This is a genomic window from Gloeobacter kilaueensis JS1, assembly GCF_000484535.1.
GTDB classification, from domain to species: Bacteria; Cyanobacteriota; Cyanobacteriia; order Gloeobacterales; family Gloeobacteraceae; genus Gloeobacter; species Gloeobacter kilaueensis.
The window spans coordinates 3,428,332-3,443,550 of record NC_022600.1 but is presented as its reverse complement, the minus strand read 5'-3'; the positions used below and the strand labels follow the sequence as shown (position 1 = coordinate 3,443,550).

The window sequence follows — 15,219 nt, the reverse complement described above, 5'->3', positions numbered from 1 at the left end:
CTTTCAAGGTTGCTTACCGAAGCAATCCCTGTCGAACTCTGTTGTTTGTTGTTGAGAACCCGTGAATTCTGGCGGGTGCTTTGGTTTTAGCGGAAGCAGATGGAGCCTCTGGATACCCAGTACTGCCCAACGGCGGGCGCTTTCGGAAGGATCCTCTTCGAGCTTCCTGAGAGCCGCAGTTGCTTGTTGAAATTGGGCCGGAACCCGTGGAGCAATATTGGCGAGCGAACCGGCAACACTTTCTCTGACTTGCATACTGGGGTCGCTGCTCGCTTGCACAAGGGCTGGCACATAGGCGTCGTCGGGTGGGTCCGGATTGTTCATGGCTACAACAGCAGCTACACGCACGTCTGTGGCAGGATCGCTCAGGGCTGCAACGAACAACTGAGCTACGTCCCTGCCGATGGGCCGGATGGCAGCAAGGCCAAATAGCGCGTTGCTTCTCACCGCAGGGGCTGAATCCTCCAAATAAGCAGATTTGAGAATAGGGACTGCCTTTGAGCCATACCCAACTAATCCCCACACTGCCTCACTGCGAACGCACCAGTACTTATCGTGCAAGACCCGTTCGTAGGCGTCGAAAAGTTCCGGGGAAGTGAGTGGAGGAGCCAGTCGAGTAGCTGCTATCGACTGGCGACGTCGGGGATTCGGGCTTGCCAGCAACTGCACATAGGCAGGAGCTGCCGCATCGCCCATCGCCTGAAGCGCCTCCATAGCATTGCCCGCCCATTCGCCCCGCTCTATATATTCCACAAGCAGCGGTATTGCCTTAGCTGCCCATGGCCCGACAGGAATCAGCGAATCTATGGCCTGGTGGCGAGTGGATTCATCGCGGTCGAACTGCATCTGCTGGATCGCCCGATCGACCAGTGCATCCACCTCGGCGGGCGACAGGTGCCGCTCGTTAAATAATTCCTGGGGAGTCTTGATCCGGTTGCCACCGGCTTCGTCCATCACCTGCTGGGCAAACACCCGCCCTGCCAAAGCAAGGCCGAGCATCAAGCTAGAAAGCAGTACCAGAGCGTATTTCACTTGTAAGCAGGTAAGGTGACGATGACAGTCTACAGCAAATTTTGCAAAACCCTGCCCGTTCCCATTGGTGGGAGTAGAGTGGTATGCTTGTGCTGCTGTTGATAAAATGAGCGTATGGCACCGTTGCAGGTTGTACCCTGCGACCTTTTTGCTTTCGGCAACTCTACGAAACCACGCGAGCCTCGCATCCAGGGTTATGAGGGCAGATCGTACCGAATTCCAGATCTAAGACTAGATGAGAACGGTATGGTCGGCATCTCACCTGATTCTGGTGCTTCGACCTTTGCAGATCCAACAGTTCCCGGATTGAGTGGACACTACTGGCGTCTGCCAGACAGCACCAACCTTGCACCAGATTTAGCAGTGATTCCAGACGGCACAGATAATGGAGGAATACATAGCCCTACCCATCACACCATCTATCCTTGCGTAAAGATGCTACCAGTGGATTTTATTGCAAAGTTTTCCAATCTGCCGTGGGAATACGTGGGTAAAATGCCATGATAACAAACTCGCCCTCTACTCTTAGTGAACGTTGGAAAAGGCTCGTCGTTGCTGACAGAAGCTACATCGAAGCAAGAATGAGACTCTTTGATTCTTTACATGCCGACGGACTCCTGTTAGATGAGAAATCATATTCTTATCCAAGGCAAAACGAATTAGTTATGGTGTTCTTTAAACGCCTACCTGATACATTTCTAGACTCTTTTGCAGAGAGAGAATTTGAATCGAAGTCAAGGGCTCTGTATCAGGAATTTGTTTTGCGGCAAGAGGAACTATCTGCCGCCTTGGAAGCTGTTCTACCGACTGGCAGTGAACTACTCAATTTGCTTAAGATTGCCCTGAGCGATCCTTCTGAAAGAGCAACTGCTCTACGCTTCACGAATTTTTTAAGAAGATATAATGATGTCTTAACAAACGAAGATAACTTCGAGCAGATTTTCTCAGAACTACTTTACATAGCTAGCAGTTACAGTGGTTTCACCGATCTCGCAAGAGAAATTATACTGTCTCTTTCACGTGAATGGCTACTTGCTAATATTGAAAAATACTCAGAGGGAATTCTTGAAGATGGCACATACGAGGAGTATAGCGGACTAATAAAGTTATATTCAGAAATCGATCCATCTCTTGCTTTTAAATTAGCAAGAAGAGCTGCTGATAGTGCAGATGAAGATATTCGTGAGATCGGCGAAATGTACCTTGTCGAATACCAGAATAGATGACGAAGGGAATGAAGCAACTCCTGTAGGAAACATCCTTTTCTTTTCCGGCGCGATAACTACAGTCGAACGTGAATGGTCTGGATCTCGTAAGGACCAAGTTGCAGCGGTATCTGGCCGTTCTGGAGCGGTAGTGTTTTGAGAGGTCGTTCGAGCAGGTCGGTTGTAGTAGCGGTGCGGATCGGGGCGGCGAGGCGCAGCTGAGCGCTAGCCGGGCGGCCCGTAGATTCATAGAACCGCAGAATCCAGCCTTTGCCGTCCTCGGCCTGCTTCCAGGTGGCCAGCACGATCTGGGAATTGTCGAGGTTCAGGAACTGGTCGGGGAGACTGCCGGGGTGCGGAGGCTCGATCAGGGCGTGCAGGGGAGTGTTGAGATCCAGCCCCGCCTGGACAGACCCGGCAGCGCGCCAGTCGCCGGGGTGGGGATAGAGCAGGTAGCGAAAGTTGTGCGCCCCCAGGTCCGCCTGGGGATCGGGCCACTCGGGACCGCGCAGGAGCGAGAGGCGCAGGAGCGTGCCGGTGTCGCTCTTGCGGGCGTCGTAGCCGTACTTGCTGTCGTTGATCAAGCTGAAACCGGAGCGCGGGTCTGAAACGTCCGCCCAGCGCAGGGCCGGTACTTCCCATTTCGCCTTGCGCTCGGGGGTGTCGCGCCGGGTGCTGCGCTCGATCGTCGCGAAGGGAATTTCGTAGCTGGCGTTCTCGGCTGATAGGGCGAGGGGAAAGGCGGCTTTGACGAAGACGTGCCGCTCCTGCCAGTCGATGCGGTTGTGGACTTCGAGGGCAGGAGACTGGCGGTACAAGATCAGATCCTGCTCAAACGTAGATTTGCGAAAGCGGCGCTCAATGCGGATCACCTGGCGCACCGGCCCGTCCTCGACGCTCTGGATGGAGAGTAGTTGCGGCGCTTCGAGGGGATACTGTTCGTACTTTGGATCGATGTTCCAGGCATCCCAGTACTGGCCGTCGTCCTTGAAAAACTGGAGCTGGTTGCCGGGACCAGTCAGAACCTCACGGCCCGTGCGCTTATCAACAATGCTCGCCAGATTGCCCGTGGGCGGATCGATCGTTGCTGTTAGATAATCGTTGCTCAAAGACAGGGCTGAACTTTTGGGAGTTCCGGCGGCGGCAGTTGGACCTGAAGCCAGGCGCAGCCAGTAGACTTTATAGCCCACCCCAGGCACATCCTTTGCCCAGAAGTGCAGCAGGCCATCTTCGCCCTTTTGGACGGGTACCGATTCGCCCGTGCGGTCTACAGCCTCAAGAGCACCGGCGGGCAGTTGGGGGGGAGGTGCGATGGCGACGGGCGAGCTGCGGGAGGCGGCGAGACTGTTGAACAAAACAACCGCAACGCCGGGGCCGCGTGTGTCTATCTGGGAGGCGAGAGCCTGCAGCGAGGCGGAGAGCAGTTTTTCTCCCTGCTCGCGGACGGCGGCGCGCTCCTGGTTGGCGCGGGTGTAGACGGGGGTAATCGCCGATCCGGGCAGAATGTCGTGGAACTGGTTGAAGAGGGTCGTCTTCCAGGCGGCGGCGAGCGGTGCAGCGGGATAGTCGGACCCGGCAAGTTGCGATCGGGCGGCGGCGAATTTTTCATTTTCAGCGAGTAACACCTCTGCCCGCCGGTTCTGCTGTTTTTGATCGGCGTGGGTGGTGTAGGTGCCGCGATGAAATTCTAGATACAGTTCACTGTTCCAGGTAGGAAAGCGCCGGCCATCTGGATCGGCTTTGGCCAGTTGCTCGAAGTAGGCGCGGGCGGTCGTGGGTTCCAGGCGCGGATAGAGCGGAGATCGCTGCCAGTGCCGTCCGGTTTCGAGCATGTCCCGCGTCGGGCCACCGCCGTGATCGCCCACGCCGTAGAGCCAGAGCAACTTCGAGTAGCCGGTATTTTTTTCGTAGGCGCGGGCTTTACTTGCCATCTTCACCCCGTCGATCTGCTCGCCTAACGGGTTGGCAAAGTAGGTGAGGATCCTCGAGCCGTCCGGAGCCTGCCACCAGAAGATCCGATGCGGAAATCTGGTCGTATCGTTCCAGTCGAGCTTGGTGGTGAGGAAGTAGTCGAGCCCGGCTTTTTTGTAGATCTGCGGCAACTGCCAGGTGTAGCCAAAGGAGTCCGGATTCCAGCCCACCCGGATGTCGGTGCCGAAGCGGCTCATAAAGTACTGCTTGCCGTAGAGAACCTGCCGGATCAAAGATTCACCGTCCGGCAGGTTGAGGTCCGGCTCGACCCACATCCCGCCCACCAGTTCCCAGCGGCCTTTTTGCACCTGCTTACGGATCTGATCGAACAGTTGGGGCCGTTCTTTTTCGAGCCACGCGTAGGACTGGGCGGTGCTTTCGGCAAAGACGAGTTCCGGAAATTGTTCCATCAGGCCAAGGGTCGAGCGAAAGGTCCGCTCGATCACCTCCTTGGTCTCCGGGACGGTCCATAGCCAGGCCATGTCGATGTGGGAGTGGCCCAATAGGGCGATCGTTCGGCGGCGGGCGAGACTTGCTGCGGGCAGAAGTTCTTTGCGGGTGCGGGCGAGCGACGTGTCGAACCGGCCAGCTTGCCCGGCTTTGAGTGCCTGCCAGTCGATAGTATCCAGAGCGCGCCGGAGTGTTTTTTGCAGGCGCGGACGGTCGGCGGCTGGGGCAAAGTCATCCAGGTAGCCCTTCACCACCGCCAGCTCATCCGCCAGCCTGCCGGGATCGATGCGGCTTGCCGGTGCCTCGACATCGAGGCGGGACTGAGTAAGGGCTCCATTGTCGTGGCCGGGACTGGTGAATTTTAGAGCCACCAAAAAGCGCTGGCCGGGCCGGGCAGTGGCAGTGAGTGGCACCCGCTGAACGGCGTCGTAGAGATCGCCCGCCTGCACGAAGCGGCCATCGACGTAGATTTCGGCCTTTTCTGCCCACCAGATCAGATTCAGGCGCAGCGCGGTACCGGCGGCGGGATAGCCCTGCCACCTGGCGGGGACGGTGATCCATTGCCTGAGCCAGAGTACCTGTCGGCCCTTGCCCCAGTTGATGTCGCCTCTGGCGTCGGGCTGGGCTACAGGCCAGCTTCGATCGTCGAGGGCGGGCAAGGCGGCATCGGGCAGATCGCCGGAGTGCTGCCGCCAGTGGCCGATGAGCGGCACCTGGGCGATGGCGCGCAGGCGGGCGAGGGTGGTTTCCAGCGGCAGGGCAATGGCCCGCTGCGCGGGCGCTCCCAGAAGCAATGAAACGGCAATGAGCAGCGGTCCGGCGAGTCGGCGCAAGGGCTAGATCCCTTCGACGCCGATATTGAGGAAGCGGGCAATCGCCGAGACTTGATCTTCGACGCTTGAAAGGGGAGGGGGCTGGCCCACCGGCGAGAGGCGCAAGTCCCGTGCGCCCTTGAGCTTGAGAAAGTACGAGCGGGTCGGGTTGATGCCTTCTTTGATCTGGACTTTGAGGCCCAGGACGTTTTCGAGGGGATGGACGATCGCGATCGTGCGGTTTTTGCCAGGGAAACCGCGCCGGAAGATCGTCACCTGCTTTTTGGCCTTGTCGAACTCGTTGTAGCCGGAGCCGACATCGAGGCCAATCACCATCCAGTAGTAGAGCGAGGCGAGCAGCGCGGCGGTGCCGTAGAAGACGAGCGTTACCCCCTGGGGAAAGCGCGAGAGATCGCGGGTGCTGGTAAAAGGCAACAGGTCGGTGTTCAAAAACGGCGAGAGCCCGGCCAGCAAAAAACCGATGCCGCCCAGGGTGAGCACGATTGCGACCAGGTACGTGCTGAGGCGACGGGAACCCGGCACCTCAAGGCGCAGGAGCGTATCTGTCTGCTGGATTGCCGGGGTGGCCATAGGTTTACCGGTACGAACACCCTTGATCTTATTACCGGCGTCACAGAAATGGCAGGAAGACCCGCAGAAGCTTGCGCAGTTTCAACAAAAAAATCAGGTTCGCAAGCTTCGGGTTGATCTTGGGCTGCACGTACTGGGCGTCCTGCAATTCTGCCTGCAACCGCGCATAGTCGCCGAGACTCAGCCGCTCGCCATCGACCGGTGAGGTGGCGTAACCGGGCTCCTCCAGCCGCAGCACTTCTTCCGGTGTGTCCTCCGGCGGGGGCAACTCGTACCCGACTGGTTCCTCGGCCCACACCGCCGTCGCCCTCCCCAGCCCGGTGGCACAAAAGAGAATAACGGCCCAAATCTGCCTGCCTGCCATGCCGCCATCATCCCACATCGCCGCCCAACAGGCAGCTTGTGACGGAACAGTGTGGGAACTGGGCACAGAGGCAAATTCGTGCTATCAGTATGGGCGGATCCCTCCTGCGCACCCGATGAAGATCTGCCCTGGCCTGCTGGTTTGCTTCCTGCTCCTCGCTGCTCCCGCCCTTGCCCAGAGTGACAATCAGGCCAGCGGCGACAGCGCCGGTCCGCGCTGTGCCTGGAAAGAACACGCCCTGCCGCTCAAGGTTTTTATCGAGGCGGTTCCCCAGGAGGCGGCGGCCCACCGCCAGGACTACCTGCAGGCGGTCCAGGACGGCATCAAAGCCTGGAACGACGTGGGCATTGGCGGCAAACCCGTCTTCGAGCAAACGAACGAGCGCCGGGAAGCGGATGTGCTGGTCTCCTGGCAGTTGCCGCCCAATCCGAGTGCTGCTGGATTCGAGCAAAAGCACATCTTTACCACCGGCGGCGGTGCCAGCTACAGCGTCTGCGCCAAATCCCGCGTGACGCTGATTATCGAGCACTGGGCGCGGCACCAGATTCCGACGGGACTGTTGGGCTATTTTGTACCGGTGCCGGTGCCGATACCCAACATCAACACCGAAAACCTCGAGCAGCGGGGCACCGACGAACTGAGGGTGATCGCCACCCACGAACTGGGCCACAGCCTCGGCCTCGATCACAGCGACGACTCCGGGGACATCATGTACCCGGTGGAAGGACAAAAGTTTATCTACTACGGCATCGAGTTCACCAACGTCCAGGTGCTCACCGAAAAGTCCAAAAAGAACCTGGGACGCTACTACGAGGATGCCTGGCTCGATTTTCGCCTCGCGCGCCTCGCCGCCGAATCGCGCAGGCCGGGACAGAGTGTACGCTCGGGCAACTCTGCTTCTGCCCTGGTCGAACTGGCGGGCAAAGGTGAGAACGCCGCCGTCGAGCGGCTGCTTGCCGCCGGACAGGACATCAACGGCCACGACGACAGTGGTTGGACGGCGCTCATCGCCGCTGCCGCCGAAGATCATCCCCAGACGGTGGCTCTCCTTATCGAAAAAGGCGCGCAGCTCGACGCCAGAGACAACAACGGCTACACGGCCCTGCGCTACGCAAGGGCAGCCAACTATAAGCAGGTCATCGATTTACTGATCCACGCCGGTGCGCGATACTGATAAACCGTCCCACTCAACACAGGCCATGCCGCACCTCTACGAGTACACGCCCTCGGGCAACTGCTACAAGATCCGGCTGTTGCTGACCCAACTGGGCATTCCCTTCGAGCGCACCGAACTCGACATCATCAAAGGCGAAACCCGCACCCCAGAATTTATCCGCCTCAATCCCAACGGTCGCGTACCGCTGGTCCGCCTCGATTCGGGCGAACTGCTCTCTGAGTCGAATGCGGTGATCTTCTACTTTGCCGAGGGCACGCCGTTTTTGCCCACCGCTCGTCTGGAGCGCGCCCAGGTGCTGAGCTGGCTATTCTGGGAGCAGTACGAGCACGAGCCAAATATCGCTACCTCGCGCTTTTTGATCAGCTATCTCAAAAAAGCGGAGCAGTTCAAAGATGTGCTCGACCAGAAACGGCTCAAAGGCCACGCCGCCCTCGACCGGATGGAAAAGCACCTGACTGGCCACGACTTTTTTGTAGCCGGGCGCTATACGATCGCCGACATTGCCCTCTACGCCTACACCCACGTCGCGGAAGAAGGCAACTTCGACCTCTCGGGCTATCCCGCCATCCGCGCCTGGCTTGAGCGCGTCGCTTCCCAACCGGGCCACATACCGATCACAGGCTGAACCAGTCTCTGAGCCTGTTGCACAGAAGCAGGAAGGCAGGATCCTGACATCTTGTCAATCCCACTTTGCGAGCAAGAGCCTGAAAGATAGCGTCAGAAGAAGAACGCCGTTGCTGTCGCAGGATCTCTGTAAACAGTTCTTTCGGACGAGTGGGTTTTGCCCATCCAGCAGGCCAATATCCTTTACTGTGAGCAATCTCTTTTATCTCCTGCCAGGAAAGACGCAGGACTGTAGCAACCTCTTCAGAAGTTGACCATATCCAGGCTTCAAGCTCAGGGTCGATAACTATAACCTCAAATGTATCCTCCGGCCAACCGCTCAACTGCATACGCTGTACAATTAATTGTCTTTGATGCTGCGCATCTCCGGGGGAGCCTTCCCATTCTCGGTCCAATAGCACTATTGCATGAGCATATGCTGGAGGCATGAACAAATCTAAGAACTTATCGGCTTCGTGAAAGACTCCTGGATCTCTTCGCGGATGACGAAAGACATCGAAGGTAATATTTTGAATGCCCATAGATTGCCTTCTTTCTGTTAATAAAGTCTTTAGTGTTATTTCCTGTTGTCCATCCGCCACCAGAACAATCAGATCTTTTGTCATCCTAAGACTCCGGCAGCAAACAGCGTAGAAAGATCCAATTGCTCTTTCCAGTTTTTAAGAGCAGGATGTTGATCGCCGGTAACAATGCTAATAGCTCCCGAAGGATTTTTGGCGAAGCAAAGCAGCTGCTGAGGAGTTGCCAATCCAAGGAACATTGGTGAATGTGTGGCGACGAGTGTTTGTCCCTTATACACCGACGAAAGCGATTGAAAAACTCCTTCGATAGCTTTCGGATGAACACCATTTTCTGGCTCTTCGATTAGAAAAACATCTGATTGACTAGGCAGATACGCAAGAAGAGTAAGCGCAAGTAGCCGCAGCGTTCCATCAGAAACCAACCAGGAGGGAACGGGATCTGAGATATTCTTATACTGGATGGCTAGATATAAATGGTTATCTTCTTTCCGCTCTCGTATAAGTATCTGATCTATGTCGGGTAGTATCGTTTGTACATGAGCGACCCAATCTCCGTAGGCAAGAGGATCCTGCTTCTCTAGATCTTGAATGACCAGAGGTAGATTTGCACCTTCGACACTAAAATCTCTAGATCTTGAGGGGCTGACGGGTCGTCTCATTGAAACGCTATTGAGTGCAAGTAACCTGACACCTTCAAGCAATTGATCTCTCACCCATATCGCTACAGGAAAACGAGCGGCATCATCTGGTAAGCCCGAGAGAGCTGCTCTACGAGTGCCGACACGAAACATGATATTCCAATCACTGCTTTCTGATTTGAAATAATCATTTCCGGATGTTTGAACTTTTCTTACGACTGGACGCCAGCCAGGGCGGGTTTTCGCAGAGTTGATTATTGTCTTTGGCGCTTCCGGCTCTGCAGGAAATAATATACTATATTGTCTGCTGCTGCCGCTTTGCCGACGTTGCTGGTCTCTTTGGCTATCGATGAGCCACAATTGCTCTGCTCTGATCTCCAGTTCTCCCGTCTCTCGACGTCCAAAAGACACTTCATACCTGGCCAGGTCATAGGAAAAAGCTGACTTTGCGGACGCCTCTTTTTGTAGAAGATTCTCTGGAATATAAAATTCAATGGCGACATCGAAGTAGTCAGTCAGCTGGTTGAAAATAAGTTCACTGAATTTGCTTGCTCGACCTTTCCTGATGTCAAAGTCGAGCAAGAGTGAGTCATCTAAGCCAGACCTTACAAAATCACCAAGTAGTGCGACGACATCAAGAAACGTCGATTTGCCGGAAGCGTTTGGCCCTACCAATATCTGGAACGGTGCAAGTGTTTGAGAAACATAATGCAAGCATCGATAGTTGAGAGCTTCGATTTTGTAAAGCATAATTACCTCCTACTCGATTGTAGTGATAACCTAATTTTGCTTTCTGCATCAAGAGAAAATTTTGTTTTCTATAACAACAAAGCCTCATTCATGAGTATTATCTTCGAGACCCCTCGCCTCCTCGCCCGTCCCTGGCAGCCGGAGACAGACGCCGAGCAGGCTGCCTTGCTCTACACCGATCCGCTCGTCACCCGTTATCTGGGGGGCAAGTCAGCCGAACCGGATCTTGCCGCTGTCCGGGCGCGCCTGCACCGCTACGCGGCGGTCGATGAGGGCAAAGGTGCCCTGGCGCTGGTCGAAAAAGACAGCGGCTGCATCGTCGGTGCGGTCCTTCTGAGCCGCCTGCCGGGAAGGGATGCTGAGTTGACGGACGACTATCAGGTGGGCTGGCACCTGCGGCGCGATCGGTGGGGCAAAGGCTACGCCACCGAGGCGGGCCGGGCCGCCCTTGCTCGTGGCTTCAACGTCCTGGAGCTGCCTGTAATCTACGCCCTTGTGGAAGCGGGCAACACAGCCTCGGTTCGCGTCACCGCAAGGCTGGGCATGGAAGCGCTCGGCCCAACCACCCGCTATTACGGCGGCGAAGCATTGGATCTTTTTAGACTGACAGCTGAGAAGTACCACAGGCGATGACACCCGGTATCCTGATTTAACCAATATATACTATTGCTTCCCAGGCAAGATGGACTAGGACGGAAGCTCAACCTGTCAGGCCATGACGGCACTGGTGGGCAAGCCAGGCCCCTTCGTCGGCATCCAGGCCAGGTGCAAGCCGGGAATAGACCTCGCGGTTGTAGTGGGCGAGCCAGTCGCGCTGCGGTTCGTCGAGGCGGGCAATATCGATGAGTTGGGCGTCGAAGGGAATATAGGTAAGCGGCTCGAAGCGGTACCAGCCGTCGGTTTCATCCTCGCAGACGACGTAGAGGTTTTCGATGCGGATCCCCCCCCAGCCCGGCAGGTAGTAGCCGGGTTCGATGCTCGTCACCATGCCGGGGACAAAGCTCTCCCGCGCCAGCTTGTGGATGCCCTGCGGTCCTTCGTGGACGTTCAAGAAAGCTCCGACGCCGTGGCCGGTGCCGTGCTGGTAGTCCAGGCCTGCCTGCCAGAGACAAGAACGGGTGATCCCGTCGAGTTGGGCTCCGGTCGTGCCCCTCGGAAAGCGCTGGCGGGCACAGTTGATGTGGGCTTTGAGCACGGCGGTGTAGCGGGCGATCTGCTCGCTTTGGGGCGGACCGGCGACGACGGTGCGGGTGTCGTCGGTGGTGCCCATCCGATACTGGGCACCGGCATCGAGCAGCAGCAGGGTACTGGGAGCGAGCCTGCAGGCCGGATCGGGGGTGCTGTAGTGGACGATCGAGCTATTTGCGCCGATGCCCGCGATCGTCGTAAAGCTTAAGCTCTCGAAAGCGTCTTCCTCGCGGTAGCGCTGCTCGATGAGTGCCGCGATCTGGGCTTCGCTCAGCGCTTCGCCCGCCGCAAAGCGCCGCAGCACCTCGTAGAGCGTGCGGGTCTTGGCCCGGCTCGCCTGGAGGTTGGCCTGCCGCATCCCGGCAATTTCGGCGCTATTTTTGCGCGCCTTGAGGACGGTGACCGGGTGGGTGGCTTCGATAATCGAGCAGTTGCCGAGGCGGCCCAGGGTACCGGCGGTGGTCCGCTGCACATCTATGAGTACCCGCGAGGAGCCATCTTGCTGCACCAGGGCGCTGAGCGTCTCGCCGTAGCGCTCGTAGGGCAATAGCTGCACTTCCCCAGGTAGAGCCGCCCCCACCCCGGCTTCTAAGCGTTCGGGATCGCAAAAAAGAAAGCTCTGGCTGGCGGTGACGATGGCGTAGGCGACAAAGACCGGGTTGTGGGGAATATCGCTGCCCCGCAGGTTAAAAAGCCAGGCCACCTCGTCGAGGCGGGTAATGGGCAGCAGGTCTGCGCCGCGCCGGTCTAAGGCGGTGCGCACGGCGGCGAGTTTGGCGGTGACGCTCTGGCCTGCCACCGCGACGGGCACGACCGTAAGCGGCGAGGGAACGGGGGCGGGTACACCTTCGAGGCGGCCCCGCGCCAGGTCCACCAGATTGCTCTCCAGCGCCACCAGCTCTACTGCCAGGGGCACCAGTTGCCGCTCAAAGGTGCGCCACTGCTCGACGCTCACCGTAAACGGATCGAGGCCCAGCCGAAAGCGGCCTCCCTGCTCGCGGGCGGCCCGCCCCAGTTGCTGGAGAACTTCGACGAGGGTCGGCTCGCCTTCGAGGCCGAGCCTGCAGAGGGTAAAAAGAGCTGCGTCGATCTGGCCGGCGGCCTGCTCGTGGTAGCGCCCATCGACAAAGAGCCAGGCGTCGGAGCGGCCCACCAGCAGATCGCCCGCCGAGCCGCCAAAGCCGCACAGCCAGTCGCGCCGCTTGCGCGATTCCGGCAGGTAGGCGTTGAGGTGTTCGTCGGCGGAGTTGACCAGCAGGCCGTCGAGGGCGCGCTCGTTCAGCAACTGGCGCAACTGGGCGAGGCGGTCGCGGTGGGTGGCAGGGGCGAGGGTCTGTACCATCTTGGCGGTCTACGTCTTCTTCTCACCACCGTACCCCAGCCCGGAGCCCGCCGATCGGGCTGTGCGATACTGGGAGGCAAACAGAGAAGCCTGTAATCAAAGCGCTATGTTCAATGACACCCCCGGCCAGATGATCTCGCTGCCGATTTTTCTCTACTTCTTTGGCGGTCTGGCGATCGGTTTGAGCTTATTGATTCTGGTGCTGCGCAGCCAGCTTAAAAAAACGCCTTAGCCCACCACTGCCTGCTCGGTTTGCGCAAGAAGGCCCGTTCGTAAGCGTCGCCTTGATCGCTCCATCCGTTCGAGCAAACAGATTTCGCCGGTACCGCCGCCTTCCAAAAATCTGGCCGCCGCGCAGCTCAAAAAGACAGCTCTGGGAATTTGCGCAAGAGAATCGTGTAGCTTAGTAGGAAAAGCAGGGAGCCCGATATGTTAGACGCTGCCATAAAACTATTGCGGCTGATATGGCCTGTATGGATCGCGTTGCCCGTTGCCCCGGTCCTGGCCCAGAGCGTACCCCAGGCGAATCTTGCCGTCAGCTCCAGCCAATCTGTCGCCGTTCAGGTGCGCGAGCGGGTGGCCGACAACTGGCGGATGCCGAAACTGACGAGCGATGCGCGGGTGACGGTGCGCACCGAGGTTCTGACGGGCGGCAGCCTCGGCAAGGCCCAGATCAGCGTCGAGGGCGCGACGGGCCAGGCCGCAGACGACATCGCAGCGAGCGTCCAGAAGGCGATCGCCGGTACCACCGTCGCCTCCGCACCGACCGGGCCGGTCCAATTTACCCTGCGGGCGCGCAGCAGCCCTTATTTCAAAAGCTGTTTTCCGCTCAAAGTCTACGTTCCCAACCGCCTGCAGGATAGCGGCGAGGTGTTGCCTGCCACCTCGGTGACGGCCCTGGAGCAGGCGGCCCTCAAGTGGAACGGCGCGGTGGTGGGCTACGCCGAGGGCAAGGTCACCAATCCCTTTGTGATCACCTCCGATCCCAAGGCCGCCGATATCCGCTTCGTCGTCTTTCAAGATCATCCCGACTACAGCAGCTACCGCATCGACGAGCAGACGGGCCAGGTGCTGCTGCCGGTGCCCGCCAAACAGGAGGTCGCCGCCCTCTTCTCCGCCGGTTATCGCTGGTGGTCTCCCGAAGTTCTCACCCAGGAGGGCATGTTTCAGCTGGGCCGCCTGTTGAACTTGAGCCTCTCGGACCAGCAAACCAACGTCCTCTACGCCGGTCCTTCCACCTCGATTCTTTCGCACAAGACCGACCTGGGCAGCACCCGCGACTACCAGGTATACGACCGCCTCAGCCTGGGAGGCGGCCAGGGTTCACTCACCAGCGGCGGCATTCAGCCCGAGAGCCAGGGCGACCGCACCCTCACCAACTATCAGCTCATCGACGCCGGGGACTGGGTGCGCAACCACACCTGCGCCAGATGATCACCTGGTCGCTGCCGTAGAGCCAATCTTAATAGTCCCGTTCCAACCCTGCACTTCAGGTTCTGGGAGCGAAAACAGCCTCTCTACTGAGGCGCGATCACGTTCTGAGTCGCCGCTGGCAGCGATGTCCTGAAGTCTTCCAGCTGTACGGCGTCGATGGCCGCGTCGATCAGCCGCTCAAGTTGCTCAGCATCGGTCACAGCCTCCAACTGCCGCTGCAACTCCTCCGGCAATGGCCCGAAGCGGCGGCCCAACTGGTGCAGCAATGTCTGCAACTTGGCTGCCTGCACCGCCTGCTGCACCTCTTCCTGCACCATTTCCTGAAATAGGGGCGTCTCGCGCAACAAGTCCTTCATCCCTTGACTCCTGAAATACTCCTGGATCATTCTCCGGTTGCGCAGCGAGGCCAGCAACGCCATCACCGACAGCACTTCTGCCCGCTCCTGCGCTGATTCTATCTCCTGCTCGATTACCCCGATACTGGCATCCAGCAGGGGGACTACATTCTGTCCAGCCATCAGGGGTACCAGCGGCATCAGTCCCGGCAGACCACTTTCCAGCAACGGCTGTGGGTCTATCTCCCACAACCGAATCACCTGATACTCCACTCGCACCCCACCGGCTGTGAAGCAGTCTGGCACCGAGCGGGAGGCGGGGCTGTCGATGAGCAGCACCAGTACCTGTTCGGGCACCTGGCCGTAGCGATTGAATGCGAACAGGGCGTAGGTAGCCATTCTGCCGGGCGGCTCCTCGGTGGGGTTGCCCAGAACGACAGCGCGCTGAAATTCGATATGCAAGAGCTTCTGCTCACCCTGCGGATCTTGAAAGGCGATGAGAAAATCGGTCCGCCGTTGCTGGGCGACGATGACGGTATCGAGATTCTGTTGCCAGGTCACCCCTGGTCCTCTCAGCCAGGTGAGAAAGTCGCGGCTGTAGAGGGAGGCCAGTCCCTGGAGGCTGGTGTCAAAGGGACGGCGTTCAGTCATGAGCGGACGGCACGAGCGGGAGCATTGTCATTAACCATCGGGGCACCCTGATTTTTCAGGGCCACTTTCTCATCCAGAGTTGTCGATGGTCGAGCTTCAGCCGCCGCAGACGCTCCGCCAGACAGCGTGCCTGC

At 58.4% G+C, this 15,219-nt stretch carries 15 protein-coding genes; 7 read left to right on the top strand and 8 right to left on the bottom strand.

Translation table 11 applies throughout. The annotated features are described in order from the left end of the window. Positions 1–3: 3 nt before the first annotated feature. Positions 4–1,032: a HEAT repeat domain-containing protein gene (locus GKIL_RS15950; RefSeq protein WP_144080412.1), complete on the bottom strand. Its 1,029-nt coding sequence runs from the start codon at positions 1,030–1,032 to the stop codon at positions 4–6. A 246-nt stretch (positions 1,033–1,278) separates the two neighbouring features. On the opposite strand from GKIL_RS15950, the gene GKIL_RS24915 reads away from it, so the two are divergent. Further along, positions 1,279–1,536, top strand: a complete 258-nt coding sequence (locus tag GKIL_RS24915) for a hypothetical protein (RefSeq protein WP_144080411.1) — start codon at positions 1,279–1,281, stop codon at positions 1,534–1,536. 77 nt (positions 1,537–1,613) lie between these two features. After that, positions 1,614–2,258: a hypothetical protein gene (locus tag GKIL_RS15945; protein WP_144080410.1), complete on the top strand. Its 645-nt coding sequence runs from the start codon at positions 1,614–1,616 to the stop codon at positions 2,256–2,258. A 56-nt stretch (positions 2,259–2,314) separates the two neighbouring features. Here GKIL_RS15945 and GKIL_RS15940 read toward each other — a convergent pair whose 3' ends face one another. From GKIL_RS15940 to GKIL_RS25520, 3 genes are read right to left on the bottom strand one after another with little or no spacing between them, the layout of a single operon-like run. After that, positions 2,315–5,491, bottom strand: a complete 3,177-nt coding sequence (locus GKIL_RS15940; RefSeq protein WP_023174789.1) for an alpha-mannosidase — start codon at positions 5,489–5,491, stop codon at positions 2,315–2,317. 3 nt (positions 5,492–5,494) lie between these two features. After that, the gene (locus tag GKIL_RS15935) at positions 5,495–6,061 is read right to left on the bottom strand and encodes a photosystem I assembly protein Ycf4 (RefSeq protein WP_023174788.1); all 567 of its coding nucleotides are present in this window, start codon (positions 6,059–6,061) and stop codon (positions 5,495–5,497) included. Positions 6,062–6,101: 40 nt separating this feature from the next. After that, positions 6,102–6,491, bottom strand: a complete 390-nt coding sequence (locus GKIL_RS25520; protein ID WP_223173778.1) for a hypothetical protein — start codon at positions 6,489–6,491, stop codon at positions 6,102–6,104. Between the two features lie 49 nt (positions 6,492–6,540). On the opposite strand from GKIL_RS25520, the gene GKIL_RS22875 reads away from it, so the two are divergent. Together GKIL_RS22875 and GKIL_RS15920 are read left to right on the top strand one after the other, a co-directional pair. Further along, complete coding sequence (locus GKIL_RS22875; protein ID WP_023174785.1) at positions 6,541–7,599, top strand: ankyrin repeat domain-containing protein; 1,059 nt, start codon at positions 6,541–6,543, stop codon at positions 7,597–7,599. Positions 7,600–7,624: 25 nt separating this feature from the next. Then, entirely contained in the window at positions 7,625–8,227 is a 603-nt protein-coding gene (locus GKIL_RS15920; protein WP_023174784.1) for a glutathione S-transferase family protein, read from the top strand. On the opposite strand, the gene mads4 is transcribed toward GKIL_RS15920, so the two are convergent. Both mads4 and mads3 read right to left on the bottom strand, forming a co-directional pair. Then, the gene (gene mads4 / locus GKIL_RS24910) at positions 8,217–8,831 is read right to left on the bottom strand and encodes a methylation-associated defense system protein MAD4 (protein WP_023174782.1); all 615 of its coding nucleotides are present in this window, start codon (positions 8,829–8,831) and stop codon (positions 8,217–8,219) included. The genes GKIL_RS15920 and mads4 overlap by 11 nt on opposite strands. Beyond that, on the bottom strand, positions 8,828–10,135 hold the full coding sequence (gene mads3 / locus GKIL_RS23755; RefSeq protein ID WP_023174781.1) for a methylation-associated defense system AAA family ATPase MAD3: 1,308 nt from the start codon (positions 10,133–10,135) through the stop codon (positions 8,828–8,830). Before mads3 ends, mads4 begins: the two co-directional genes overlap by 4 nt. 90 nt (positions 10,136–10,225) lie before the next feature. Here mads3 and GKIL_RS15915 point away from each other — a divergent pair, with 90 nt between their 5' ends. Continuing rightward, positions 10,226–10,768, top strand: coding sequence for a GNAT family N-acetyltransferase (locus GKIL_RS15915; protein ID WP_023174779.1), 543 nt, complete (start codon positions 10,226–10,228; stop codon positions 10,766–10,768). A gap of 67 nt (positions 10,769–10,835) precedes the next feature. On the opposite strand, the gene GKIL_RS15910 is transcribed toward GKIL_RS15915, so the two are convergent. Next, complete coding sequence (locus tag GKIL_RS15910) at positions 10,836–12,665, bottom strand: aminopeptidase P family protein (protein ID WP_023174777.1); 1,830 nt, start codon at positions 12,663–12,665, stop codon at positions 10,836–10,838. Between the two features lies 1 nt (position 12,666). On the opposite strand from GKIL_RS15910, the gene GKIL_RS24905 reads away from it, so the two are divergent. Beyond that, positions 12,667–12,897 (top strand): hypothetical protein, encoded by a 231-nt coding sequence (locus GKIL_RS24905; RefSeq protein WP_144080409.1) that lies wholly within the window; start codon positions 12,667–12,669, stop codon positions 12,895–12,897. Between the two features lie 251 nt (positions 12,898–13,148). Further along, positions 13,149–14,099 carry a hypothetical protein gene (locus GKIL_RS15905; protein WP_144080408.1) on the top strand — a complete coding sequence of 317 codons (951 nt, stop codon included), beginning with the start codon at positions 13,149–13,151 and terminating at the stop codon, positions 14,097–14,099. 83 nt (positions 14,100–14,182) lie between these two features. Here the strand turns inward: GKIL_RS15905 and GKIL_RS15900 are convergent, their stop codons facing one another. After that, positions 14,183–15,085 (bottom strand): DUF4351 domain-containing protein, encoded by a 903-nt coding sequence (locus GKIL_RS15900; protein WP_023174774.1) that lies wholly within the window; start codon positions 15,083–15,085, stop codon positions 14,183–14,185. Positions 15,086–15,219 lie beyond the last annotated feature (134 nt).